Origin of the sequence: Curtobacterium sp. MCLR17_007, assembly GCF_003234655.2 — a bacterium.
GTDB lineage: Bacteria > Actinomycetota > Actinomycetes > Actinomycetales > Microbacteriaceae > Curtobacterium.
In genome coordinates, this window is record NZ_CP126271.1 from 1,126,006 (window position 1) to 1,152,265 (window position 26,260).

19 protein-coding genes and 1 pseudogene are annotated in these 26,260 nt (G+C 71.3%); 8 read left to right on the forward strand and 12 right to left on the reverse strand.

Annotated elements, in window-relative coordinates:
• Positions 1-39: 39 nt before the first annotated feature.
• The 4 genes from DEJ13_RS05465 to valS all read right to left on the reverse strand — a co-directional run bounded on the left by DEJ13_RS05465 (position 40) and on the right by valS (position 5,737).
• Complete coding sequence (locus tag DEJ13_RS05465) at positions 40-2,064, reverse strand: M3 family metallopeptidase (protein ID WP_111107897.1); 2,025 nt, start codon at positions 2,062-2,064, stop codon at positions 40-42.
• Between the two features lie 47 nt (positions 2,065-2,111).
• Positions 2,112-2,693: a TetR/AcrR family transcriptional regulator gene (locus tag DEJ13_RS05470; protein ID WP_111107896.1), complete on the reverse strand. Its 582-nt coding sequence runs from the start codon at positions 2,691-2,693 to the stop codon at positions 2,112-2,114.
• A gap of 106 nt (positions 2,694-2,799) precedes the next feature.
• Positions 2,800-3,051, reverse strand: coding sequence for a hypothetical protein (locus tag DEJ13_RS05475; protein ID WP_111107895.1), 252 nt, complete (start codon positions 3,049-3,051; stop codon positions 2,800-2,802).
• Positions 3,052-3,142: 91 nt separating this feature from the next.
• Positions 3,143-5,737: a valine--tRNA ligase gene (gene valS, locus DEJ13_RS05480; protein ID WP_111107894.1), complete on the reverse strand. Its 2,595-nt coding sequence runs from the start codon at positions 5,735-5,737 to the stop codon at positions 3,143-3,145.
• Positions 5,738-5,984: 247 nt separating this feature from the next.
• Here valS and proP point away from each other — a divergent pair, with 247 nt between their 5' ends.
• Positions 5,985-7,538: a glycine betaine/L-proline transporter ProP gene (gene proP / locus DEJ13_RS05485; protein ID WP_235515467.1), complete on the forward strand. Its 1,554-nt coding sequence runs from the start codon at positions 5,985-5,987 to the stop codon at positions 7,536-7,538.
• A 106-nt stretch (positions 7,539-7,644) separates the two neighbouring features.
• Here proP and DEJ13_RS05490 read toward each other — a convergent pair whose 3' ends face one another.
• The 5 genes and pseudogenes from DEJ13_RS05490 to DEJ13_RS05510 form a co-directional block, all read right to left on the reverse strand.
• Positions 7,645-8,457 carry an ABC transporter ATP-binding protein gene (locus tag DEJ13_RS05490; RefSeq protein ID WP_111107893.1) on the reverse strand — a complete coding sequence of 271 codons (813 nt, stop codon included), beginning with the start codon at positions 8,455-8,457 and terminating at the stop codon, positions 7,645-7,647.
• A gap of 380 nt (positions 8,458-8,837) precedes the next feature.
• Positions 8,838-9,455, reverse strand: a pseudogene (locus DEJ13_RS05495) (ATP-binding cassette domain-containing protein); the annotation flags it as partial.
• Positions 9,359-10,234, reverse strand: coding sequence for an ABC transporter permease (locus DEJ13_RS05500; RefSeq protein ID WP_111106956.1), 876 nt, complete (start codon positions 10,232-10,234; stop codon positions 9,359-9,361). The gene DEJ13_RS05500 and the pseudogene DEJ13_RS05495, both read right to left, overlap by 97 nt.
• On the reverse strand, positions 10,231-11,262 hold the full coding sequence (locus DEJ13_RS05505) for an ABC transporter permease (RefSeq protein WP_258374102.1): 1,032 nt from the start codon (positions 11,260-11,262) through the stop codon (positions 10,231-10,233). The genes DEJ13_RS05500 and DEJ13_RS05505 overlap by 4 nt, the downstream gene beginning before the upstream one ends.
• 26 nt (positions 11,263-11,288) lie before the next feature.
• Positions 11,289-12,920, reverse strand: a complete 1,632-nt coding sequence (locus DEJ13_RS05510) for an ABC transporter substrate-binding protein (protein WP_111106957.1) — start codon at positions 12,918-12,920, stop codon at positions 11,289-11,291.
• A 32-nt stretch (positions 12,921-12,952) separates the two neighbouring features.
• Between DEJ13_RS05510 and DEJ13_RS05515 the strand changes: the two genes are divergently transcribed.
• Complete coding sequence (locus DEJ13_RS05515; protein ID WP_258374103.1) at positions 12,953-13,552, forward strand: acyl-CoA-like ligand-binding transcription factor; 600 nt, start codon at positions 12,953-12,955, stop codon at positions 13,550-13,552.
• A gap of 108 nt (positions 13,553-13,660) precedes the next feature.
• Positions 13,661-14,224, forward strand: a complete 564-nt coding sequence (locus DEJ13_RS05520; protein ID WP_146245245.1) for a hypothetical protein — start codon at positions 13,661-13,663, stop codon at positions 14,222-14,224.
• Here DEJ13_RS05520 and DEJ13_RS05525 read toward each other — a convergent pair.
• Positions 14,221-15,249, reverse strand: coding sequence for a cation diffusion facilitator family transporter (locus tag DEJ13_RS05525; protein ID WP_111106959.1), 1,029 nt, complete (start codon positions 15,247-15,249; stop codon positions 14,221-14,223). The genes DEJ13_RS05520 and DEJ13_RS05525 overlap by 4 nt on opposite strands.
• 242 nt (positions 15,250-15,491) lie before the next feature.
• On the opposite strand from DEJ13_RS05525, the gene ileS reads away from it, so the two are divergent.
• Genes ileS through ndk form a run of 4 tightly spaced genes read left to right on the forward strand, consistent with a single transcriptional unit; the run spans position 15,492 to position 21,095 of the window.
• Positions 15,492-18,755, forward strand: a complete 3,264-nt coding sequence (gene ileS, locus DEJ13_RS05530; RefSeq protein WP_111106960.1) for an isoleucine--tRNA ligase — start codon at positions 15,492-15,494, stop codon at positions 18,753-18,755.
• The gene (locus DEJ13_RS05535) at positions 18,752-20,227 is read left to right on the forward strand and encodes a bifunctional folylpolyglutamate synthase/dihydrofolate synthase (RefSeq protein WP_111106961.1); all 1,476 of its coding nucleotides are present in this window, start codon (positions 18,752-18,754) and stop codon (positions 20,225-20,227) included. The genes ileS and DEJ13_RS05535 overlap by 4 nt, the downstream gene beginning before the upstream one ends.
• Positions 20,224-20,637 carry a DUF4233 domain-containing protein gene (locus DEJ13_RS05540; protein WP_056121873.1) on the forward strand — a complete coding sequence of 138 codons (414 nt, stop codon included), beginning with the start codon at positions 20,224-20,226 and terminating at the stop codon, positions 20,635-20,637. Before DEJ13_RS05535 ends, DEJ13_RS05540 begins: the two co-directional genes overlap by 4 nt.
• A 38-nt stretch (positions 20,638-20,675) precedes the next feature.
• Complete coding sequence (ndk, locus tag DEJ13_RS05545; RefSeq protein WP_056121871.1) at positions 20,676-21,095, forward strand: nucleoside-diphosphate kinase; 420 nt, start codon at positions 20,676-20,678, stop codon at positions 21,093-21,095.
• A 320-nt stretch (positions 21,096-21,415) separates the two neighbouring features.
• Here ndk and DEJ13_RS05550 read toward each other — a convergent pair whose 3' ends face one another.
• Positions 21,416-22,282, reverse strand: a complete 867-nt coding sequence (locus tag DEJ13_RS05550; RefSeq protein WP_111106962.1) for a DsbA family protein — start codon at positions 22,280-22,282, stop codon at positions 21,416-21,418.
• A 106-nt stretch (positions 22,283-22,388) separates the two neighbouring features.
• A complete protein-coding gene (locus tag DEJ13_RS05555; protein ID WP_111106963.1) occupies positions 22,389-22,988 on the reverse strand; it encodes a vitamin K epoxide reductase family protein in 600 nt (199 codons plus the stop codon).
• A gap of 329 nt (positions 22,989-23,317) precedes the next feature.
• Here DEJ13_RS05555 and DEJ13_RS05560 point away from each other — a divergent pair, with 329 nt between their 5' ends.
• A complete protein-coding gene (locus DEJ13_RS05560; protein WP_111106964.1) occupies positions 23,318-26,260 on the forward strand; it encodes an Rne/Rng family ribonuclease in 2,943 nt (980 codons plus the stop codon).

Here is a 26,260-nt window from a genome sequence, read left to right on the forward strand (position 1 = left end):
CAGCGTGACGGTCGCGGACGCCGCGCCACCTGCCCCCGTCTACTCCAGCCCGCGGCGGCGCAGCAGCGGTCCGACCTCGGCGTCGCGCCCGCGGAACCCGCGGAAGGCCTCGATCGGGTCCTGCGCCCCGCCGACCCCGAGCACCATCGTGGCGAAACGACGCCCGGCGGCCCGGTCGAGTCCACCGTGGTCGCGGAACCACTCCACCGTGTCGGCGTCCAGGACCTCGCTCCAGATGTAGCCGTAGTAGCCGGCGTCGTAGCCGCCCGAGAACGTGTGGGCGAAGTACGTCGACGAGTAGCGCGGCGGGACGGCGACGACGTCGATGCCCGCGTCGGCCAGCGCCTGGCGTTCGAACGCCTCGACGTCGGTGACCGCATCGGCCCCGGCCTTCGACAACCGGTGCCAGGCTTGGTCGAGCAGTGCCGCGGCGAGGTACTCCGTGGTGGAGAACCCCTCGTTGAAACCCGCGGAGTCGCTCAGACCGAGGACGAGCTCGGGTGGCATCGACGCACCGGTCTCGTGGTGCTTCGCGTAGTTCGCGAGCACCTCGGGCCACGACACCCACATCTCGTTCACCTGGCTCGGGAACTCGACGAAGTCCCGCTCGACGTTCGTGCCGGAGAACCGCGGGTACGTGGTGCGGGCGATGAGTCCGTGCAGCGCGTGCCCGAACTCGTGGAACAGCGTCTCGACCTCGTCCTGGATCAACAGCGTCGTCGAGCCCGCTGCGGGCTTCGCGACGTTGAGGTTGTTCACGACGACCGGCAGCGTCCCCATCAGGGCGGACTGCTCGACGATCGGGTTCATCCACGCGCCACCGCGCTTGCCGTCTCGCGTGTACAGGTCGAGCAGGTACAGGCCGACGGGGGCGTCCTCTTCGTCGGTGACCTCGAACACGCGGACCTCGTCGTTGTACCCGTGCAGGTCCGGGCGCTCGGCGAACTTCAGCCCGTAGAGCGCATTGGCGGCGAAGAACACCCCGTCGTGCAGCACCCGGTCGGCCTCGAGGTAGGGGCGAGTGGCCGAGGCGTCTGCCGCGAACTGCTCCCCGCGCAGGATCTCGGTCGCGTAGGCCCAGTCCCATGACTCGACGTCGTACCCGACGGTGCGGGACCGGACCGCGCGCTCGTCGTCGGCGTTCGCGGCGGCTGCCGGCACCAGGGACGACAGCAGACCGTCGACCGCCTCGGGGGTCTTGGCGGTCTCGTCCGCGGTGACGACGGCGGCGTGGTTCGGGAACCCGAGCAGTTCGGCGCGCTCGGCACGCAGCCGGACGATGCGCAGGAGCACGTCGCGGTTGTCGTGCTCGTTGCCGCGGCGGCCGCGGGACAGCGACGCGCGCATGATCCGCTCGCGCAGTCCCCGGTCGGCCAGGGACGACAGCCACGGGTGTCCCGTGTAGAGCGGCAGCGTGATGAGCCAGCCCTCGAGCCCGCGGTCCGTGGCGGCACCGGCCGCGGCGGACTTGGCACCGTCGTCGAGCCCGACCAACTCCTGCTCGTCCGTGACGTGCACGGCCAGGTCGTTCGTCTCGTCGAGCAGGTTGCGCTCGAACGTGGTGGTCAGCGTCGAGAGCTCCTGGTTGATCGCGGTCAGGCGCTCCTTGCCCGCGTCGTCCAGTCCGGCGCCCGCCAGCGTCATCTCGGTGGCGGTGCGCTCGACCAGCCGGAGGTCCTCGCCCGTGAGCCCCGCCTCGGTCGCGCCGTCGAGCACCGCCCGGACGCGCGCGTACAGGCGGGAGTCGAGCGTGATCGCGTCGCGGTGGGCAGCCAGCAGCGGGGAGACCTCGGCCTCGAGGTCGTGGAGCTCGGGCGTCGAGTCCGCCGAGGACAGGGTGAAGAACACCATGCTCACCCGGGTCAACAGCTGGCCGGAGCGTTCGAGCGCCACGAGGGTGTTCTCGAAGGTCGGGGCGTCCGGGTTCGTGGCGATCGCCTCGACCTCGGCGCGCTGCTCGGCCATGCCGGCGTCGAACGCCGGGCGGTGGTGCTCGAGCCGGACCTGGTCGAACGGGGGGAGTGCGTACGGGAGCGTGCTCGGTGCATCGAACGGCGTCGTCATCACCCCACCCTAGGACGCCGCCCTGGCAGCGGCAGCGGGGACGGGCGCTACCGCGTCGCGGCGTCGATCAGCGTCGCCGCCGCTCGGCGGGCGTGCCGAGCGGGCGCGGTGTCCCCGGCGATCGCGGCGGTGGTCTGCGCGCCCTCGGCCAGCAGGGCCAGCTGCGCGGCGAGCTCCTCGGCCAGCGAAGGGTCGTCCACCGCCTGTGACGTCAGCCCGGCGACGAAGCGCTGGAAGGACTCCTTGTGGTCGCGCGCGATGGCGGCGACCGCCGGCGAGGTCGCGCCGAGCTCACCGAACGCGTTGATGAACCCGCAGCCGCGGAAGGTGTCGTCACCGAACCACGACTCGAGGAAGTCGTACATCGCCAGCAGCTTGTCCCGCGGGGTGGTGGCCGCGTTCACCGCCTGTGCGATGCCGTGCTCCCAGAACTCGTGCCGCCCGGTCAGCACCGCGGCGATCAGCTGGTCCTTGCCCGGGAACGCCGCGTACAGCTTCTTGAGCGAGACCCCTGCCCCGGTGCGGATCTCGTCCATCCCGACGGTCTGGATGCCCCGGGCGTAGAAGAGCTCGTCCGCGACGTCGACGATGTGCGCCCGGGTGTCCGGTGTGACCGTTCCCGCTGCCATCGTCCGTCCCCGTCCGCTCGTCACCACCACGCCCGTGCCGGGAACGGTGGTTCTCCAGTGTACGACAGGACCGGGATGCACAGCAGGGGCGGGGCAGACCGAGCGGTCAGTCCTCTTCTGCCGCGTCGTCCGGGTTCGTCACCTGGGCGCGGCCGGCGTCGTCGAGGTGGATCGACGTGCCGTCGTCGAGTTCGACGCGCGGCTTGCCCTCGAGGTAGGTCAGCGTCCAGCCCCACGCCGCCGTGTCGACCGACTCGGCGGACAGCTCGTCCTCGACTCGTCGCACCGCGACCACCAGGGCCTCGTCGAGCCGTGAGGGTGCCACGGCACCGACGTTCCATCGTGTGCCCAACTGCATCCGAGCCTCCTGGCCGTGTGGGGTGACGCCCCGCCGGACGGTGCCGGCGGGGGAGACGCCCCGCCGGACGGTGCCGGCGGGGCGGATGGGACTAGGCCGGCTGCTCGGCCAGCTCGATCTCGACGACGGCGAGCTCCGGGCCGTCGACGAACGACAGGTCCTGGATCCGGCCGACGGCCGCCAGGTCGACCGCGGCGCGCTCGACGAGTTGCCGCGTCTGGGCCGGCGCGGCCACGACGGCGCGCGTGACCGGCGTCTTCTGCGAGGCCTTGGCGGCGGTCTTCGCGCCACGGATCCCGATGAGCGCCTGGCCGACGGCGGCGAGCAACCCCGTCTCCGACGCGTCGACCGGCAGCTCGGCCGCAGTCGGCCACGCCGCGCGGTGCACGCTGGTGTCGTGGGTCCAGGCCCACACCTCTTCGGTGGCGAACGGGAGGAACGGTGCCAGCAGGCGCAGCAGCGCGTCGATCGCAGCGCGCAGCGCCAGGACCGCACTCGCCTGGGTCTCGTGCGTCGCGTCCGGTGCGGTGCCGTAGGCGCGCTCCTTGACGAGCTCGAGGTAGTCGTCGCAGAACGTCCAGAAGAAGCGCTCGGTGACCTCGAGGGCGCGGGCGTGGTCGTAGCCCTCGAACGCCGCGGTGGCCTGGTCGATGGTCGACCCGAGCGCCGCGAGCATGTCGACGTCGAGCGCCTCGGTCACCCGGCTGGCGCCCTCGGGCAGCGGGAAGCCGTGCACGAACTTCGCCGCGTTGAGCACCTTGATCGCCAGACGACGACCGACCTTGATCTGCTTCGGGTTCTGCGGGTCGAACGCCGCGTCGGTGCCCAGCTTGGACGATGCCGCCCAGTAGCGGACGGCGTCGGCACCGTGCTGCTCGAGGACCGACATCGGCGTGACGACGTTGCCCTTCGACTTCGACATCTTCTTGCGGTCGGGGTCGACGATGAAGCCGGAGATGCTGGCGTGCTTCCACGGCACTTGCGTCGCCTCGAGCTGGCTGCGGAGCACGGTGGTGAACAGCCACGTGCGGATGATGTCCTGGGCCTGCGGGCGGACGTCGTACGGGTAGACCAGACCGTAGAGCTCGGGGTCGGTCTCCCACTTGCCCGCCAGCTGGGGGGTCAGCGACGAGGTGGCCCAGGTGTCCATGACGTCGAGCTCGCCCTGGAAGCCACCGGGGACGCCGCGCTGGTCGGCGGAGTACCCCGGTGCCGGCTCGGACGACGGGTCGACGGGGAGCTGCGCCTCGGTCGGGACGATCGGCTGGTCGAACACCGGGTTGCCGTCGGCGTCGAGCGGGTACCAGACCGGGATCGGCACACCGAAGAAGCGCTGGCGCGAGATGAGCCAGTCGCCGGACAGGCCGCCGACCCAGTTGTCGTAGCGGACGCGCATGAAGTCGGGGTGGAAGCCGATCTCCTGGCCGCGCTGGCGCAGGGTGGCCTTGAGCTGTTCGTCGCGGGCACCGTTGACGATGTACCACTGGCGGGTCGAGACGATCTCGAGCGGCTTGTCGCCCTTCTCGAAGAACTTCACCGGGTGCTGGATGGTCTTCACGTCGCCCACCAGTTCACCGGACTCGGTCAGGGCGTCCACGACGACCTTCTTGGCGGAGAACACGGTCTTGCCGGCCATCTCGGCGTACAGCTCCTGGCCGCGCGACGACTCGATCCACGTCGGCGCGTCGGAGCGCACGCGCCCGTCGAACCCGATCACCGCGCGGTTCGGCAGCTGCAGCTCGCGCCACCAGACGACGTCGGTCGTGTCACCGAAGGTGCAGACCATCGCGATGCCGGCGCCCTTGTCCTTCTGGGCCAGGTGGTGTGCGAGCACCGGGACCTCGACGTCGAACAGGGGGGAGCGGACGGTGGTGCCGAACAGGTCCTGGAAGCGCTCGTCGTCCGGGTGTGCGACCAGGGCCACGCACGCCGGGAGCAGCTCGGGACGGGTGGTCTGGATGACGACGTCGCCCTGGCCGTCCGTTCGGTGGAACGCGATGCCGTGGTAGGCGCCCGGCATGTCCTTGTCCTCGAGCTCAGCCTGGGCGACCGCGGTCCGGAACGTGACGTCCCAGAGCGTCGGGGCGTCGGCCTGGTAGGCCTCGCCGCGCTCGAGGTTGCGCAGGAACGCCCGCTGGGCGCTCGCGCGGGAGGTGGCGTCGATCGTGCGGTACGACTGCGTCCAGTCGACGGACAGGCCGAGGGTGCGGAAGAGCTCCTCGAACTGCTGCTCGTCCTGCACGGTCAGCTGGTCGCACAGCTCGATGAAGTTGCGCCGCGAGATCGGCAGCTGGTCGGCGGCCTTGCTCGACTTGCCGTCGCCGCCCTCGAACGGCGGCGTGAAGTCGGGGTCGTAGGGGAGCGACGGGTCGCAGCGGACGCCGTAGTAGTTCTGCACGCGGCGCTCGGTGGGGAGACCGTTGTCGTCCCAGCCCATCGGGTAGAAGACGTGCTTGCCGCGCATGCGCTCGAACCGGGCCTTGAGGTCGGTGTGCGTGTACGAGAACACGTGGCCGATGTGCAGGGAGCCCGAGGCGGTGGGGGGCGGGGTGTCGATCGAGTACACGGCGTCGCGGTGTCCGGCGGCGTCGCGGTCGAAGCGGTAGGTGCCCTGCGCTTCCCAGACCGGTCCCCAGACCTGCTCGAGTCCGTCCACCGTGGGCTTGTCGGGCATGGGCTTGGTCATGGCTGCGCCTTTCGATCGGTATGTGCGGCACCGAGTCCGTGATGAGGTGCCTGAGTGTCCACGCGTGACACGTGGTGCCACCGATCGTACCGGTTCCGACGACTCCCAGACAGTGGCCGCTGGAGCGCTCCACTGGGGACCTGCTAGTCTGTCGGGGTTTGTCCGGCGAGCGCGAGCTCGTGGGGAGCTGCAACGTCGCCGTCCCGTCGGACGCCCGAAGGACGCTCAGCACACCGGAGGAACACCCGTGACACCCAGCAACGCACCGAAGACGCACGGCGATCGCCCGCTGCGCACGAAGCGCGCCGCCGAGCGCGCCCGCAGGAAGATGACGAGCGACGACGTCACCGTCGTCGAGGAGTCGCTCCTCAAGCGCGCCGTCGCCGCCGCCGCCCTCGGCAACGCGATGGAGTGGTTCGACTTCGGCATCTTCGCCTACCTGACGGTCACGATCTCCCAGGTCTTCCTGCCACAGGGCGACCCGGCATCGAACATCGTCGCGACGTTCGGCTTCTTCGCCGCCGCGTTCATCGTGCGCCCGATCGGCGGTGCGGTCTTCGGGCCCATCGGTGACCGGATCGGCCGCCAGAAGGTCCTCGCGCTCACGATGATCCTGATGGCCGCGGGCACGCTCATGATCGGCCTGATCCCGTCGTACGACACGATCGGGTTCTGGGCGCCGGTGCTGCTGCTGGTGGCCCGGTTCGTGCAGGGCTTCTCCACCGGCGGTGAGTACGGCGGGGCCGCGACCTTCATCGCCGAGTACTCCCCGGACAAGCGCCGCGGGTTCATGGGCTCGTGGCTGGAGTTCGGCACGCTGGCCGGCTACGTGCTCGGTGCCTCGATCGTGACCGGGCTGCAGTTCGGCCTGTCCGAGGACGCCCTGCTCAGCTGGGGCTGGCGCATTCCGTTCATCGTCGCCGGTCCGCTCGGCCTGATCGGCCTGTACCTGCGGCTCAAGCTCGAGGAGACCCCGGCCTTCCAGAAGCAGCAGGAGCAGGCGGCCGAGCGCGAGTCGCAGAAGACGCCCTTCCTCAAGCTCTTCGCCGAGAACTGGCGTGCGCTCGTCATCTGCATCGGCCTGGTCCTGGTCTTCAACGTGACCGACTACATGCTCCTGTCGTACATGCCGACCTACCTCGAGCAGAACCTCGGGCAGAACGCCACGTTCGGCCTGATCCTCATCGTCATCGTGATGATCCTGATGATGGTCGTCATCACGTTCGGGGGCCGGCTGTCCGACCGCTTCGGCCGTCGCCCGGTGCTCGCCGCCGGCTGCATCGGCTTCTTCCTGTTCTCGTGGCCCGCGCTGCAGCTCGTGCAGACCGGCACCGGGGTCGGGGTGTTCTTCGGCCTGCTGATCCTCGGGGTCGTGCTCGTCACGTTCACGTCGACGATGCCCTCGACGCTCCCCGCCCTGTTCCCGACGATCATCCGCTACGGCGCCCTGGCCATCGCGTTCAACGTGTCGGTCTCGCTGTTCGGCGGCACGACCCCGCTCGCGACGGCGGCGCTCATCAACGGGGCGAAGGACGCCGGCTTCGGCTGGGCCGAGGACATCCCCGCGTTCTACCTGATGGCGGCTGCCGTGATCGGGCTCGTCGCGGTGTACTTCACCAAGGAGACCGCGTCGGCACCGCTCATGGGCTCCGGTCCGACCGTCGCGTCCGAGGAAGAGGTCGCCCAGGTCATCGACGAGTACAACGACCCGTCGTCCGAGTTCGCGCAGTCGGACTGGGCGAAGGAGTTCTCGACCAGCGAGATCCCGGTCGTCGCTGCTGACGGCCCCCAGAAGGGCTGACGGGAGGCCCCGCTCACCACGTCGAGACGCCGCCCTGCCCGCGAGACACCGCGGTGCAGGGCGGCGTCTCGCGTCCGCAGGGGTGTCTCGCCTGGGCAGCCGCGTCTCACCCGCGCGGGCCGGCCGTCAGCCGCTCTGCCGCCCGCAGCAGCGCGATGGTCACCGGGTGCTCCGGGTGCGCGAAGACCCGCGCAGCCGGGCCGTGCTCGACGGCGACACCCGCGTCGACCACGAGCACGTCGTCCGCCATCCGCCGGACGGCCCGCAGGTCGTGCGACACGAAGACCATCGCCACCCCGGTGTCGTCGCGGAGCCGTTCGAGCAGCGTCAGCACCGCGTCCTGGACCGTCGCGTCGAGGGCGGTCACGGGCTCGTCGAGCACCAGCACGTCGGGCGAGGTCGCCAGCGCCCGGGCGATCGCCAGTCGCTGCCGCTGCCCACCCGACAGCGTGCCGGGGGACCGCCCGCGCAGCGCGGGGTCGAGGTCGACCTGGCGGAGCGCCGCGTCGACGCGGGGGCCGAGCGAGCCCGTCGCCCGGCGGGCACCGCCGTCCGACATCGCGTCGGCGAGCACCCGTTCGACGCTCCACCGTTCGTCGAAGGTCGCGCCGGGGTCCTGCACGACGGCTGCGATCCGACCTCGTCGCGAACGGCGGTCGCGCTCGGGCAGGGGCGCCCACCGAGTCCCGTCGAGCGCGACCGAGCCGGTGTCGGGCGTCTCGAGGCCGAGCAGCATCCGCGCGACGGTGGTCTTGCCCGACCCGGACGCTCCGACGACGCCGAGCACCCGACCGGGGCCGAGTCCGAACGACACCCCGGCCACCACCTCGGTACCGTCGTACGCCTTGTGCAGGTCGTCGGCCGCGAGCGCCGACCTCGCACCGTGCGAGGTTGTGCCTCCGTGCGAGGTTCCCTCCATGGTGCGAGGCTCGGACCCTGCCACCGTGGATGGAAGCTCGCACCATGCGTCGGCCGGCTCGTCGGGGGTCGCACCGTGCGAGGTTGCACCCGCTCCCGCTCCCGCTCTCGCTCCCGCATCCCGCACCCGCCCCCGCCCCCGCGGCCCGCGGCCGCGACGAGCGCCCGGGTCACCGGGTGCGACGGCGCCCGCAGCACCTCGGACACCGTCCCCTGCTCGATGACCGACCCGGCGTCGAGCACCACCACCCGGTCGGCCCACCCGGCGACGAGCCCCAGGTCATGCGTCACGACGAGCAGCCCCGCGCCGCGGGACTGGGCGCGTCGGAGCTGGTCCATCACGCGCACCGCGACCCCCGCGTCGAGCGCCGTCGTCGGTTCGTCCGCGACGACGAGCGCCGGCGAGCCGACGGTCGCGGCGGCGATCAGCGCACGCTGCCGCATCCCCCCGGACAGTGTGCCCGCGAGGCGTCCGTCCGACGCGATCGCCGGGTCGAGACCGACGTCGGCGAGCGCGGCGCGCACGGCGTCCACGCGCTCGTGTGCGCGCATCTCGGTGTGCAGCCGCAGGACGTCACCGACCTCGCGCCCGACGGGACGCAGCGGGTCCAGCGCGCCGAGGGCCTCCTGGCCGACGTAGCCGACCCGCGAGCCGCGCACCGAACGCCACCGACGTTCGGAGAAGGCGCGGGCGTCGAGGCCGGCGACCTCGAGCCGGTCGGCCCGGACGACCGCCCCGGTGGCCGACAGGCCGAGCAGTGCCCGCACGGTGACGCTCTTGCCCGACCCGGAGGCGCCGACGAGCGCGACGCACTCGCCGGCGTCGACGCGCAGGTCGACGTCGGTGACGAGCGGCGTGCCGTCGATCGCGACGCGGAGCCCGCGGACGTCGAGCACCGCGCTCACCGCAGGGCCCCGGTCCGACGCAGCGCACGGCCGAGCACCGTGACGGCGGTCGCGAGCACGACGATCGCCAGTCCCGGGAACGCACTCATCCACGGGGCGGTCTGCAGGTACGTGCGGCCGTCGGCGAGCATCGCACCCCACTCCGGAGCGGGCGGCGGCGTCCCGACGCCGAGGTAGCTCAGCGCCGACGCCCACACGACGGCCTGGCCGACCCCGAGCGTCCCGACGGCGACGACCGGCCAGAGTGCGGCGGGCAGCACGTGCCGGACCACGATGCGGGCCGGCGCCCGGCCCTGCAGGACGGCGGTCTCGACCACCTGCGAGCCGCGTGCGGAGCGCACCAGGCCGCGGACGATGCGGGCGTAGCCGGGGGCGGTCGCGAACCCGACGGCGAGCATCGCGGGGACCGGTCCCGGACCGGTCACGGCGATCACGACCAGCGCGACGAGCAGCAGGGGCAGTGCGAAGGCGACCTCGGTGACGCGGCCGATGACGGCGTCCAGCAACCGACCGCCGAGTCCGGCGACGACGCCGAGCACCACGCCGACACCGCCGCCGACCAGCGTCGCGACGACGCCGACGACCAGGCTCGCGCGGGTGCCGGCGACGACCCGGGCCAGGACGTCGCGGCCGGACTCGTCGGTGCCGAACGGATGCCCGGCCCCGGGCGGCAGCAGCGCATCGGCGGGGTGCACGGCGAGCGGGGCGCCACCGCCGAGCGCGTCCGGCCAGATCGCCGCGACGACGGCGAGCGCGACGACGGCGGCGGCGACCGTGCCGGCCACGCCGAGCCCGCGGGCACGACCCCGTGCGGTCGCCGCGCTCGTGGACGACGTGCCGGCCTGGAGGCTCGGTTCGGCGATCCCGCTCATCGCACGTCCGTCCCGGGGCCGGTCGCCGGACGGTGCGGCACCCGCGGCCGGGTCGCCGCTGCGCGACGGGCCTGGCGGGGGTCGACCACGCGTTCGACCAGGTCGGCGACCGCGAGCACGACGACGTACGCCGCCGCGGACACGAGCGCGATGCCCGCGACGAGGGGCATGTCCCGCTGCGCGACGGCGCTGACGAGGGCGCGCCCGATGCCGGGGAGCGCGAAGACCGACTCGACGACGACGGCTCCGGACACCAGCGATCCGAAGGCCCACGCGGACAGGGCGATCCCGGGCAGGGCCGCGTGTCGCAGCAGGTGCCGCCCGAACACCCCCGCGCGGGTCTCGCCCCGTCCGCGCGCCGCGAGCGCGAAGGCGGACCGCTGTGCGTCGACCACGCCGTCGCGGACGGTCTCGGCGAGGTAGCCGGCGACGGGGACCGCGACGGTGAGCACCGGCAGCACCCAACCGCGCACGGTGCCGTCGCTGACTGCCGGCACCCAGCCGAGGGAACTCGCGAACACCACGATGAGCACGCTGCCCAGCCAGAAGTGCGGCATGACGCTGGCGGTGACGCTCAGCGCCGACGTCAGTGCTGCCGCGATCCGGCCCCGCTGCGTCGACCACCACGCGGCGACGAGGGCGAGCGCCCAGGCGACGACGAGCCCGGCGACGGCGAGGGTCAGGGTGACGGGGAGCTGTTGCGCCAGGAGCGTGGCGACGGGGGTGCGGAACGCGTAGGAGTCGCCGAGCTGCCCGGTCGCCAGGCGTCCGAGGAAGACGGCGTACTGGGCGATGACCGGCTGGTCGAAGCCGTACTCCAGGCGGACTCGGGCGACGGCGTCGGGGGAGGCCTGGGAGCCCGGGCCACCGAGCACCGCGAGCGCCGGGTCCCCGGGGATCAGCCGGATCGCGACGAAGACGATGGTCGCCACGGCCCACAGCACCCCGATGCCGCCGAGGGCGCGGCGGAGCAGCCACAGCGTCCAGCCGGACCACCCGGCGGACCGCGGGGTGCGCGTCGGGGTCACACCGGGCCTCCTGGTCGTGCTGGACGTCAGCGGTCGATCCACGCCGTGCCGAACCACGGCGTGGAGACGGCGGTGGTCCGGATGCCGTGGACGGACGAGCGGTACAGGAAGTGGTTCTGCTGGTCGTAGAGCGGCAGCACGGTCCGCGACTCGAGGATCCGCCGCTGCGCCTGCTGGTAGAGGTCGCCGCGTGCGGAGCGGTCCGCGGTCTGGGCGGCCCGCTGCAGCAGGGCGTCGACCTCGGGGTCGTCGAGCTGCGCCAGGTTCGCGAAGTACCCCGACGGTGCCGGCGTGATGCTGGCGCTGTCGTACAGGATGCGGAGCACGTCGGCACCGACCTTGGTGTACGGGGCGCTGACGACGTCGTACTGGTTCTTCGCCAGGGCGGCGTACCAGCTGGACAGGTCGAGTTCCTCGAGCTGGACCTTGATGCCGACCTCCGCCTCGGAGGCCTGGATCTGCTGGAACAGGCTGCGCTCGGCCGGAACCGACTGGTTCGTCGACACCGGGAAGGTGACGGTGAGCTGCTGGCCGTCCTTGACACGGATGCCGTCCGAACCGACCTTCCAGCCGGCGTCGTCGAGCAGCTGCTTCGCGGTGCTCGGGCGGTACGCGAACAGCGACTTGTCCGAGTACCCGAACGGCTCGACGCTGGACAGCAGCGAGTACGAGCGCTTTGCGGTGCCGAGGAACAGCGACCGGATGCCCGGGTCGATCTGGGCACCGGCGATGAAGGCCTTGCGGACCGCTTCGTCGCGGAAGACCCCGTGGCCGGAGTTCAGCTCGAGTCGGTTGGATGCGCCCGGTCGCGGGGCGTCGAGGTCGCGGATGGCGGCCTTCGACGATGCGGCCTTGAGCTGGTCGGGCTGGGCGTTGTCGATGACGTCGACCTGGCCGGACTGCAGGGCGGCGTACCGCGAGGTGGAGTCGGGCAGGAACCGCCAACTGATGCCGGACAGCCGCGGCTCGGTCGTTCCCCAGTACTTCGTGTTCCTGACGAGGGTGACGCGGTCGCCGTGCTTCCAGTCCGTGATGCGGAACGGGCCGGTGCCGACGGGGGACTCGCAGTTGGCGGCCTGGGTGCGCTGCAGGGCCTTCGGGGACTCCATGCCGACCCACGGCTGCGAGAAGGACTCGAGCAGGGCGCTGTCGGGCCGGCTGAGCGACAGTGTGACGGTGTGGTCGTCGGTCGCGGTCGCCTTGTCGATCGACTGGAGCGCCAGGTAGCCCGTGCTCGACGCCGTCGCCGGGTCCTGCACGTGCTCGATGTTCGCGACGACGGCGGACGCGTCGAACGGGGTGCCGTCGGTGAAGGTGACGTCGTCCCGCAGCGTGAAGGTGAGGGTCGTGCCGTCGTCGCTCGTGGTCCACTTCGTCGCGAGCGACGGGGTGGGCTTGCCGTCGTCCAGCCCGACCAGCTCGTCGATGTACTGCGTCGAGAGCAGCGCCTGCGGGTAGTTGCCCCCGACGTGCGGGTCGAGGCACGTGGGCTCGGCGTCGCCCGAGGCGTAGGTCAGCGTGCCACCGGAGACCGGCGTGCTGGCGGCGGTGCTCGGGCCACCGCCGGTGCAGGCGGTGAGGGCGACGAGGAGCGCTGTGGCCCCCGCGATGCTGCCGGCGATGCGCGCGCGACGTTTCTGTACTCGGTCCAAGATCATGGCTGGTCGAGTCTAGCGGTTGAATGGGGACCATGGACGAACCGATCCGCCGCGGGGGACGGCCGCGCCGCTCGAGTGCCGAGGTGCTCGCGGACGCTGCCGCCGAGCTCTTCCTCGAGCAGGGGTACGCACGCACCACGGTGGACCAGATCGCCGTGCGCGCGGGTGTCAGCCGTGCCACGTTCTTCAACTACTTCCCGACGAAGTCCGACGTGATGTGGCTCGAGCTCGACGCCGCCGTCGGGGCACTCCCGCAGCTGCTAGCGGGGTCGACCGAGACCTCGGCGGTCCGCGCGGTCGAGGACGCGCTGCTCGCCGCCGCCCGCGCCCACGACCCCGACCGGGTGCCGTGGGCGATCGCGCAGGCCGAGGTGATGGGGATCGGGCAGGAGCTCGTCGCCAGCGTCGCGGCACGGGTGGCAGCGCAGCACGCGGCGGTCGCGGCGTTCGTGGCCAGGCGGACCGGGGAGCACGCCGGGGCGCTGTGGCCGCAGACGGTCGCCGGCGCGATGCTCGGGGCGGCGGCCGCGGCGTTCGGGGTCTGGGTGACGGACGGGGTGTCGCGACGGCCGCTCGTCGAGTACGTCGGGGCGGCGCTGACCCCGGTGGTGGCGGGGCTCGACGCGCGCTGAGTGGCCGGGCTGCTCCGCGCGCTGCCGGTTCCGCCCCGGTGTCGCGGGGTGCCTGCTAGGTTCGCGGTGCGCCGTCCAGTGGGGGAGGCGCTGACGAACCGGGGGACCATGTCCGACACGCCTGCGCAGAACCAGCCGAACCAGCCGAACGGCCAGCCGCCCTACCAGCAGCCGCCGTTCCAGCCGGGCGGCCAGCCGCCGTACCAGCAGCAGCCGGCGGGGCAGCCGCCGTTCCAGCCGTCCTCACCGCCGCCGCAGCAGTCCCGGGGGCGGCGCGTGCTCATCGCCGTGGTCGGCATCGTCGTCGCGGTCATCGTCGCGGTGCTCGTCCGCCAGGGGTTCAACGCGGCCTTCGGCGAGTCCAAGCAGGACATCGTCAACGAGGGCGTCAAGCAGATCCGCGAGCAGTCGGACCTGCCGAAACAGGTCGACTCCGTCACGACGTGGACCGGCGTGTCCGCCGAGGACGGCACGATCCACTACCGCTACACGGTGCAGGCGGACCCGTCGCAGCTCGACGAGACCGCGCTGCACGACAGCGTCCTGCAGCAGCTGTGCGCGACCACCGAGACCAAGAAGCTGCTGGACCGCGACATCGCGATGCGGTACTCCTACGGGTTCGACGGGTCCAGCAAGAAGGTCGACATGACGTTCACGAAGGCGGACTGCTAGGCCCGGAGCGTCCCGGCGCCGCCGGACGCGACGTCCTCGACCGTGCCGTCGCGCACGGTTTCGGGGACGTGGTCGTCGGTGGGGACCAGCGCGGTGTCGTCGGGGTAGCTCAGCGTCAGGACTGCTTCCTCGATGTACTGGCTGTCCTCGAGCGACTTCTCGACGTCCCGAAGTCGGACCGCCACATGTGACTCGTCCTCGTTGCCGGTCAGGTCGACGGCGGCGACCAGGTAGACCTTCGACGGGCCGACGAACTCCAGGTGCAGGTACGTCACGCGCTCGATCTGCTTGCGCGAGAGCAGCTCGACGAGCACCGCGTTCTCGAGCTCGGGCGAGGTGCTCTCGCCGACCAGGAACCGGCGGTTGCGGTCGATGAGGATGATCGCGACGACGCCCAGCAGCACGCCGACCGCGATCGACCCGATCGCGTCGAAGACGGCCAGGCCGGTGAGCTGGTGCAGGAAGACGCCCAGGAAGGCGATGACCAGGCCGACCAGCGCGGCGGCGTCCTCGGCGAAGACGGCGCGCAGGGTCGGGTTCGAGGACTGCAGCACGTGCCGGAGCACGGGCACCTTCCGCTTCGTCGCCGCGCCGTGCGCCTGCCGGTACGCCTGCAGGAAGCTCGTGCCCTCGAGACAGAACGACAGGGCGAGCACGATGTAGTTGAGCAGGACGTCCTCGGCGGGTCCGGTCTCCCCGAGCTCGGAGATGCCGTGGTAGATCGACACGATCGCGCCCGCGGTGAACAGTCCGAACGCGGCGAACATCGACCAGATGTAGGTCTCACGACCGTACCCGAGCGGGTGTGCCACATCCCGCTTCTTGGCACCGCGACGCTCGGCGATGAGCAGGAAGACCTCGTTGCCGGTGTCTGCCCACGAGTGCGCTGCCTCGGCCACCATCGACGCGGACCCGGACAGGAGCGCGGCGATCGACTTCGCGATGGCGACGAGCAGGTTCGCGCCGAAGGCGATGACGACGGTGAGCAAGGACTCGGGACGGTCCTGCTGTTCAGACGAGGGCATTCCTCCAGCATGCTCCCGATGGGTAGACTCGGGACCAACAGACATCGATCCGGCCATCACCGGGGAGTCTCCGGAAGAACGCGGCACGTCTCGACGGGCCGTCAGTAGAACCGGACGGGTTCGGGACCGTCACCACCCCGACGACGAGCGGTCACTCCGGCAACCCGGGGTGGCAAGCGAGGTGGTACCGCGGAGCACTGCTCCGTCCTCGTGGAGAGCAATCGAACCCACAGGAGCAACCGGTGCGATACCCACTTCATCGTGATGCAGACGACGCTGCCGGCGTCACCCCGTCGCCGTCCTTCCCCGCGGTCGAGCAGGGGATCCTCGCCTTCTGGAAGCGCGACGACACGTTCCAGGCATCGATCGACGCTCGCCAGGGCTGCGACGAGTGGGTCTTCTACGACGGCCCGCCCTTCGCCAACGGTCTGCCGCACTACGGGCACCTGCTGACCGGCTACGCCAAGGACGTCTTCCCGCGCTACCAGACCATGCGCGGCAAGCAGGTCCACCGCCGTTTCGGCTGGGACACGCACGGGCTCCCCGCCGAGCTCGAGGCGATGCGCCAGCTCGGCATCACCGAGAAGCACGAGATCGACGAGATGGGCGTCGACGTCTTCAACGCCGCCGCCAAGAAGTCGGTGCTGCAGTACACCGACGAGTGGCAGCAGTACGTCACGCGCCAGGCACGCTGGGTCGACTTCGAGGACGACTACAAGACCCTCGACGTCACCTACATGGAGAGCGTGCTCTGGGCGTGGAAGCAGCTCTGGGACAAGGGGCTGGCGTACGAGGGCTTCCGGGTCCTGCCGTACTGCTGGAACGACCAGACCCCGCTGTCCAACCACGAGCTGCGCATGGACGACGACGTCTACCAGATGCGTCAGGACCAGTCCGTCACGGTCTCGTTCCCGCTGCGGGGCGCGCGCGCTGCGGAGCTCGGGCTCGACGGCGTGCGTGCGCTCGCCTGGACGACCACCCCGTGGACGCTGCCGACGAACGCCGCCCTGGCGGTCGGCCCTGCGGTCTCGTACGTGGTGCTGCCGGCCGGTCCAGCAGGTTCGGCTGACGGTGCCGACGCCGGCTCGGTCTCGTACATGCTGGCTGCGGACACCGTGGCCGCGTACGCCAAGGACCTCGGCTACGCGTCGCCGGACGACGCCGTCGCGGCGGTCACCCGCACGCTCGTCGGGACTGAACTCGACGGCGTCGAGTACGAGCGCCTGTTCGACTTCCTGGCCGATGCCGAGGGCATGGAGAACGCCTGGCAGATCCTGGTGGCCGACTACGTCGAGACCGGCGAGGGCACCGGCATCGTGCACCAGGCCCCGGCCTACGGCGCCGACGACCAAGAGGTCTGCGCCGCCGCGGGCATCCCCGTCGTGCTCTCGCTCGACGAGGGCGGGGTGTTCACGTCGCAGTTCCCGCTCGTCGCCGGGCAGCTGTGGTCCGACGCCAACAAGCCGCTGACCAAGGCCGTCCGCGACGCCGGGCGGCTGCTGCGCCAGGCCTCGTACGAGCACAGCTACCCGCACTGCTGGCGCTGCCGCAAACCCCTCATCTACAAGGCCGTCTCGTCCTGGTTCGTCCGGGTCACCGAGTTCCGCGACCGGATGGGCGAGCTCAACCAGGACATCAACTGGGTGCCGGACAACGTCAAGGACGGCCAGTTCGGCAAGTGGGTCGGCAACGCGATCGACTGGTCGGTGTCACGCAACCGGTACTTCGGCACCCCGATCCCGGTGTGGGTCTCCGACGACCCGGAACACCCGCGCACCGACGTGTACGGCTCGCTCGCCGAGATCGAGCGCGACTTCGGACGCCTGCCGGTGAACGCCGACGGAGAGGTCGACCTGCACCGTCCCTTCATCGACGAGCTCACGCGGCCGAACCCGGACGACCCCACGGGTGGGTCGACGATGCGCCGCATCTCCGACGTGTTCGACGTCTGGTTCGACTCCGGGTCGATGCCGTACGCCCAGGTGCACTACCCGTTCGAGAACCGCGAGTGGTTCGACACCCACAGTCCGGCTGACTTCATCGTCGAGTACATCGGGCAGACCCGCGGCTGGTTCTACGTCATGCACGCGCTGTCCACGGCGCTGTTCGACCGGCCTGCGTTCACGAACGTGGTCAGCCACGGCATCGTGCTCGGCTCCGACGGACAGAAGATGTCGAAGTCGCTCCGGAACTACCCGGACGTCTCCGAGGTGTTCGACCGCGACGGCGCCGATGCGATGCGCTGGTTCCTGATGTCCTCGTCGGTGATCCGCGGCGGCAACCTCGTCGTCACCGAAGAGGGGATCCGGCAGGGCGTCCGCGAGTTCCTGCTGCCGTTCTGGTCGACGTACTACTTCTTCACGCTGTACGCGAATGCGTCCGGGCCCGAGGGCCACCAGGCGTCCCGCCGCACGGACTCGACCGACGTGCTCGACCGGTACCTGCTCGCGAAGACCCGCCTGCTCGTCACCGACGTCACGACGCACCTCGACGCACTCGACACCCCGCTGGCAGCCCAGGCCATCCGCGACTTCGCCGACGTGCTGACCAACTGGTACGTCCGCCGGTCCCGCGACAAGTTCTGGCTCGGCGCGGCGTCGTCGGAATCGGCGAGGGCCGCGTTCGACACCCTGTACACCGCGCTCGAGACCCTGGCCCGGGTGGCCGCGCCGCTCGCACCGCTGGTCTCGGAAGAGGTCTGGAAGGGCCTGACCGGCGGGCGGAGCGTGCACCTGACGGACTTCCCGAGCGCGGACGAGTTCCCCGCCGACGACGCCCTCGTCGCCGCGATGGACCGGGTGCGCGACGTCGCCTCGAAGGGGCTCGCGCTCCGCAAGGCCACGGGCAAGCGCGTCCGGCTGCCGCTGGCGACCCTGACGCTCGTCGTGCCGGACACCGCAGCCGTCGAGCCGTTCGTGGACATCCTCCGCGACGAGCTCAACGTCAAGCGGGTCGTCCTCGAACCCCAGGCCGAGGAGTCCCTGGCGCAGTACGGCATCGAGCGGAAGCTCGCCGTCAACGCCCGTGCCGCCGGACCGCGCATCGGCAAGGCCGTGCAGCAGGTCATCCCCGCCGCCAAGCGCGGCGACTGGGTCGCGACCGAGTCCGGGGTGACCGTCGGCGGCATCGACCTGGTCGAGGGCGAGTACACGCTCGACCTCACCGTGGCCGACGCGTCGACGGCCGTGGCGTTCCTCGACGGGGGTGGCTTCGTGGTGCTCGACACCGACACCACGCCCGAGCTCGAGGCCGAGGGGCTCGCCCGCGACGTCGTCCGCGCCGTCCAGCAGGCCCGCCGCGACGCCGACCTCGACGTCAGCGACCGCATCGTGTTGACGCTGGGTACCGACGAGGGTGCCGCGGACGCGGTCCGCACCCACCGCGAGCTGATCGCCGGGGAGACCCTGGCGACGACCGTCGACGTGGTCACCACCACGTTCGGCAAGGACGAGGGCACCGCCGTCGGCGACGGAGCCAAGGTGACTGTGGAGGTGGCACGCGCATGAGCGACCGTGACGACAACGACCCGTTCGACCCCTTCGACGCGGCCGGTCCCGCCGCGGACGGCATCGAGATCCCGGTGGGCCCGCCCGCCGATGCCGACCCGATCGAGGCCGTGCCCTTCGGTGGTGACGACGCCGAGGTCAAGCGGGTGGAGGCCGCGCTCTACGCCCGCATCGGCGAGCAGTCGCCCGAGCACCGCCTGACCGCCACGCGTCGCGCCGTCGAGCTCCTCGGCGACCCGCACCTGGCGTACCCGGTGATCCACCTGACGGGCACGAACGGCAAGACCTCGACGGCGCGGATGACCGAGAGCATCGTCCGCGCGCACGGGCTGCGGACCGGGCTCATGACGAGCCCGCACCTGGTGTCGATCCGCGAACGGATCGTCATCGACGGCCAGCCCATCGCACCGGACCGCTTCGTCGAGAACTGGGACGACATCACGCCGATCCTGGCCATGACGGACAAGGAGCTCACCGACAAGGGCGAGCTCCCGCTGACGTTCTTCGAGGCGCTGACCGTCCTGGCGCTCGCGTGCTTCGCCGAGGCGCCCGTCGACGTCGCCGTGATCGAGGTCGGCATGGGCGGCGAGTGGGACTCCACCAACGTCGTGCAGAGCCAGGTGCAGGTGTTCACCCCGATCGCGATCGACCACGCCAAGCAGCTCGGCAACACCGTCGCCGAGATCGCCCGCACCAAGTCGGGGATCATCAAGCCGTCGTCGGCCGTCGTGTCGAGCGCGCAGGTCCCCGAGGCGCTCGCCGAACTCGAGCGGGCGGCCGAGCTCACCGAGTCGTCGCTCGCCGTCGAGGGCACCGGGTTCTCCGTGGTCGACGTGACCCCGGCCGTCGGCGGGCAGCTCGTCACCGTGCAGGGCGTCGCCGGTCGCTACGACGACCTGTTCCTGCCGCTGTTCGGCGCACACCAGGCCCACAACGCCGCCGTCGCGATCGCCGCGGTCGAGTCGTTCATCGGTCGGGGCGCGCAGCCGCTCGACCAGGACGTCCTCAGCGAGGGCCTCGCCGGTGCCACCAGCCCGGGTCGGCTGCAGCCCATCGCGCAGGACCCGACGGTGGTCGTCGACGCCGCGCACAACCCGCACGGCGCCAGGGCGTTGGCCGACGCGCTGCCCGTCGCGTTCCCCTCCGGACACGTGGTCGGTGTCGTCGGGATCCTCGCCGACAAGGACGCCCGGGGCTTCGTCCGAGCGCTGAAGGACACCGTCGCGACGTTCGTCGTGACGCAGCCGCCGGGGGAGCGCGCCCTCGACGCCGACACGTTCGCCCGGGTCGTCGTCGACGAGGTGGGCAACGACCGCGTGGTCGTCGAGCCGTCGCTGGCACAGGCCCTGTCGGAAGCGCGCGACCTGGCGGACGAGGCCGAGGCGGACGACGCCATGGTGCTCGTCGCCGGCTCCATCGTGATGGTGGGCGCGGTCATGGACCTGGTCCACACCGAGGGGGAGTCGAAGTGACGGACGGACCACGGGCCTCCCGTCCGGGTCGCACGCCCCGGACCCGCCGTCCGCGACGCGACCGCGGGGCCCGCGAGAGCCTGCTGTCGATCACGCTCGTCCTCGAGGCGATCATGTTCTTCTTCCCGATGCTCGTCGTGTTCGGCAAGCACACGCTGCCGGCCGGTGTCGCCTTCGGCGGCGGGCTCGCGGCGATCGTCGTGCTGGCGCTGGCGTCGCGCCTGACCGGTACCCGTGCCGGTGTAGGGTTCGGGTGGCTGCTGCAGGCGGCCATCCTCGCCACCGGCTTCATCGAGCCGTTCATGGTCGTGGTGGGCCTGGTGTTCCTGGCGCTGTGGGTGTTCTGCTTCGTCAAGGGCGGTCAGCTCGACCGTCAGAACGCCGCCCGCCGAGCCGCTGCCGGCGACTGATCCGAATCCACCCCTCCAGAACCTCAGGGAGCACCGCTGTGTCCGACTTCGAAGAGACCCTCGTCCTCGTCAAGCCCGACGGCGTCGCCCGCCAGCTCACCGGTGAGATCCTGCGCCGGATCGAGGCCAAGGGCTACGAGATCGTCGACCTGAAGATGCTGACCGCACCGCGCGACCTGCTCGACGCGCACTACGAGGAACACCAGGGCAAGCCGTTCTTCGAACCGCTGGTCGAGTTCATGCAGTCCGGCCCGGTCGTCGCCGTGCGCGTCGCCGGCAACGCGGCGATCGCGGGCTTCCGCTCGCTCGCCGGCACCACCGACCCGACCGGCGCCGCGCCCGGCACCATCCGCGGTGACCTCGGCCGCGACTGGGGCCTCAAGGTCCAGCAGAACCTGGTGCACGGCTCGGACAGCCCCGAGTCCGCCGCGCGCGAGCTCGGCCTCTGGTTCGCCTGAGCGGTCGCCGCGCCTGACGGCGCTCGCGCTCGCTGCTGCGCTTCCGCGCAACCGAAAGCGCCCCGCGCCACGTGACCACGTGGCGCGGGGCGCTTTCCGTTGTGCGAGCGGCAGCGGGCCGCTGCCGCGGGCCGCTGCCGCGGGCCGCTGCCGCGGCGCACGCTGCCTCGCACCCCTGCGCCGACGTCGCGCCCCCGCAGGACGGGGCGCGACGTCCGCCCGGGGGTGCGATCCGTCAGCGTGTGCCGCCGCGGCGCGGCGCCCCGAACGACGACGGCCCCGCACTCCGGGAGCGCGGGGCCGTCCTGACGGGGAGCGGGCTACTTGACCGCGCCACCGTTCTGCTCGACGAACGCGGCGAAGGCGTCGGCGTCGGTCCAGGCGCTGGTGCCCTGGGCGTTGTACTGCTTGCCGTTCACGATCACGGTCGGGGTGCCGGTGAGCTTGTCGAGCGACGAGTTCGCGAGCGGCTCGGTCAGCACGCGGTTCGTGGCGTCACCGACCCATCCGGCGAAACGCTGGTCCGTGATGCAGGACTGCACGTTCTTGTTCGTGGCGCCGGCCTTCTTCGCGATCGAGGCCAGCTGGTCGTTCGTCAGGCCCTTCGTACCCTCGGACGGCTGGTTCTCGTAAAAGGCCGAGTTGACGTCGAGGAAGGCGTCGGGGTCGTAGTTCGCGACACACGCTGCGGCTGCTGCTGAACGCGTGGAGTACTTCGAGCCGAGCGACGAGCGGTCGAGCAGGTTGAACGGGTGGATCTCGAGCGTGGCGGAGCCGTTCGCGACCCACTGCTTGATCTGCTTCATGTTGCCGGTCTCGAACTGGTTGCAGATCGGGCACATGTAGTCCTCGTACACCGTGATGTTCGCGATCGAGTCGTCCTGCTTCGTGGCGGTCGGCGTGCCGCCCTCGGGGATGGCCTTGGTCGTGACGGGCACGATCTTGCCGTTCTGCCCCTGGAACACGATGCCGTCGCTGGCCATGTTCTTGGGACCGGGACCGGCAGGCTGGATCGAGTTCGCGATCACCAGCACGATGACGGCGACGATCGCCAGGGACCCCACGATGATGCCGCTGATCGTCAGGGTCTTGTTGCGGCGCCGGCGGGCCTTCTCCTTCTCGCGCTGAGCCGCGGCACGTTCCCGTGCGGCGTTCCGGCGGGCCTTCTTGCTCTCGTTGTCGCTCATCGGGAACGAGCGTAACGGGTGCCGGTGTGCCGACGGGCTCTGCTGGCTGAGAAGAGCCCAGGAGTCCGGTGACGTGTCACCGATGGTCGGTGACCCGGTCGCCGGTTCAGATGAAGTCGAGGACCCGCGGGAACATGATCAGGATCGTCACCGCGATGACCAGGTAGTTCGCCAGCGGGAACGCCCAGCAGAACGGCAGCAGCGCCCGCCCGACCCGACGCGCCCGGGGACCGAAGGTGCCGCGCGACATGTTCCAGATGGTGAACACCCAGAACATGGGGATGGTCATCGCCCAGACGAGCATGCACCAGGGGCACAGCGCGCCGATCGACCACACGGTCTGGGTGAAGAGCCAGGTGACGAAGACCCATGCCACGAGGAGCCCGGCGTTGAACGCCACGAGGAAGCCCCGCGAACCGCGGAACCCCGCGAGCAGCACGGCGCCGACGGCGATCGGCGCGACGAAGCCCATCAGTCCCAGCAGCGGGTTCGGGAAGCCGAGCAGGTGTCCCTGTGCACTCGTCATCACGTCCGAGCAGTTGATGAACGGGTTGACGTCGCAGCTGAGCGCCGCCTTCGGGTTCTCGTACTTCGCGAACTCGTCGAGGACGAGTCGGAACGCCGCGTACAGGGCGACCGCCCCGGTGACGAGCAGCAGCACGGCGACGGCGACGGGACGACGGGTGGTGGGTGCAGTCGTGGTCACGCCGACATGATGACACGTTCGTTCTGCGCCTTCCTCCGTCACGCGTGCGATGATGGGGAGGTCACACGGGAGATCCGTGTGGCACAGCGAGCTTTCCGGGCACCAGCCCGGGTGAACAGGTGCGGTGAGAGCGCACCGTGACCGGACGACGCGTCACTCCGACGCCGAACCGAGCGGAGCCGGGTGCTCCGGACGGTCCGAGCGCACGGCAGGTCGACGCCGGACGGTCACTGACCAGCGAGTGCGGGCGGCGTCGCCGCCGTCCGCCACAACGACAGGATTCCCGCCGCCCCTCGGGGTGGGAGCGGGGCTGAGGAGTGCACCAGGCCATGGTGGAGAACGACAACAACAGCAACCAGAACACCGACGATGCCGCACCGAAGCGACGCGGCCGCCTGTTCGGCGGACGCCGCGCCCGGTCGGCAGGCACCCTGGAGGCCCGCAACGGCTCACAGGGACCGGCCGACGGTGCCGACACGGCGACCCCGGACACCGGGTTGGTCGAGCAGACCGGCACGGATGCGGCGCCCGAGACGGGCTCCGTCTCGGTGGAGGTGCAGTCGGTCACGACGACCGACGCCCCGGACGACGTCAGCACGTTGACCGGTGACGTCCCGGTCGTCGACGTCGCCGCAGCGGCCGCCGAGGCCGAGGCCACCGCGGTCGAGGAGTCGGGCGCGACCGAGGAGCCGGACACGGTCGAGCAGTCGGGCACGGACGTGCAGTCGGACGTCGTCGCTCCGGTCGAGTCGCACGAGGCCGATGCGGTCGCCCCGGAGCAGGCCGTCGAGACGGCACCGGAGCAGGCCGACGCGGTCGCGCCGCCGGAGCCCGTCGTCCCCCGTGCCACCTCGACACTCAGCCTGATCTTCCACGCCCCGGTCCTGCCGGAGCTGCCGGCCCGCTCGTCGCGCATCGACCGCTCGGACCGGTTCGACCGCTCGGACCGGTTCGACCGTTCCGAGGGCACCGACCGGGCCGAGCGCTCGGAGCGGTCCGACTGGGACGACGACGACGAGGACTTCGGCGGTGGCAGCCGCCGCCGCACGCGCCGTCGGGGCACGAGCGCCGACCGCGAGCCGCGTGACCACCAGGAGCCGCGTCGCCGCGAGGTCGAGCTCATCACCGAGCCCCAGCGGATCAAGGGCTCCACCCGCCTCGAGGCGAAGAAGCAGCGCCGTCGCGACGGCCGTGACGCCGGGCGCCGCCGCCAGGTCGTGACCGAGGACGAGTTCCTCGCCCGCCGTGAGAGCGTCGACCGCCAGATGATCGTCCGCTCGAGCGCGCAGAAGATCGAGATCGGCGTCATCGAGGACAACGTCCTCGCCGAGCACTACGTCACCAAGTCCCACAACGTCTCCCTCATCGGGAACGTGTACCTGGGCAAGGTGCAGAACGTCCTGCCCTCGATGGAGGCGGCGTTCGTCGACATCGGCCGCGGTCGCAACGCCGTGCTCTACGCCGGTGAGGTCGACTGGAACTCGGTCGAGACGGGCAACCACGGCCGTCGCATCGAGGCCGCGCTCAAGCCGGGGGACAAGGTCCTCGTGCAGGTCACGAAGGACCCGGTCGGCCACAAGGGCGCCCGCCTGACCAGCCAGGTCTCGCTGCCGGGCCGCTACCTGGTCTACGTGCCGAACGGCTCGATGAACGGCATCTCGCGCAAGCTCCCGGACACCGAGCGTGCCCGCCTGAAGAAGATCCTCAAAGAGGTCCTGCCGGAGCACGCGGGCGTCATCGTCCGCACCGCTGCGGAGGGCGCGACCGAGGAGCAGCTCACCCGCGACGTGCAGCGCCTGACCGCGCAGTGGGAGGCCATCCAGAAGAAGGTCGAGCACGGGCACGCCCCGGTCATGCTCCACTCGGAGCCGGACCTGCTCGTCAAGATCGTGCGTGACGTCTTCAACGAGGACTTCACGAAGCTGATCATCGACGGCGATGCCGCACGCGAGACCATCGAGGAGTACCTCGACGCCGTCGCGCCCGACCTCAAGGACCGCGTCGAGCTCTACGACGGCCCGGACTCCTTCGAGGAGCACCGTCTCAACGAGCAGATCGAGAAGGCCCTCGACCGCAAGGTCTGGCTGCCGTCCGGCGGTTCGCTCGTGATCGACCGCACCGAGGCCATGACGGTCGTCGACGTCAACACGGGCAAGTTCGTCGGTTCCGGGGGCAACCTCGAGGAGACCGTCACCAAGAACAACCTCGAGGCCGCCGAGGAGCTCGTCCGTCAGCTCCGCCTGCGGGACATCGGCGGCATCATCGTCGTCGACTTCATCGACATGGTGCTCGAGACGAACCGTGACCTCGTGCTGCGCCGCCTGATGGAGTGCCTGAGCCGCGACCGCACGAAGCACCAGGTCGCCGAGGTCACCTCGCTCGGCCTCGTGCAGATGACCCGCAAGAAGATCGGCGTCGGGCTGCGCGAGTCGCTCGAAGAGGTCAACGCGAAGGTCAACGACAACAACGCTGACCCGGGCCCGTCGAAGGGCCGCCGCAAGGCCCGCAGCGGGAACGACAGCGGCAACGGCAACGGGAACGGCAACCAGAACGGACAGCGCGGTGGCGCTGACCAGAAGCCGTCGCAGGCGCACCAGATCACCGACGACGTGAAGAACGCGCTGTCCCGGATCGCGGCGTCGACCATCGCGCACGACGAGGTCGCCGCGTCCGTCCCGTCCACCCCCACCTCGGCGCCGTCGCACGAGGCACCCGCTGCAGCGTCTGGGTCGTCCTCGGATGCCGGTGCCCCGGACAACGAGCCCGAGTCCACCGGTGGCGGCAAGCGTCGTCGCCGGCGCGGGGGTCGTGCGAGCTCCGAGCAGTCCGCGCCCACCGCGACCGAGGGCATCCTGACGGTGTCGGCACCGTCCTCGACCACGGCGCCCGCTGCGGCGTCGGAGTCGACGGCTCCCGAGGCCGGCGCGCCCGTGTCCGCCGCACCGCAGCGCGCGACGGAGCCGGCCGCGTCAGCTGCTCCGGACCAGGCGGCTGCGCCGACCCGGCGTCGCGTGTCCTCCTCGGCCCCGGTGACCCCGGCCGACACGACCGTCGCGATCCTCGACATCCCCGTCGCGGTGACGAAGCGCGAGGCCCGCAAGGCGCCGGATGCCGACTCGCTCCTGGACTCGGTGCTGCAGGCGCTGCCCGAGCCCAAGCAGCCCGGCCAGGGTCGTTCGCGGTCCCGTCGCGTGTCGTCGGGCAGCATCAGCGCCCCGGCGACGTCCGGCGAGACCCCGACCGACGACGGCGCCGTGATCCTGGGGAACTGA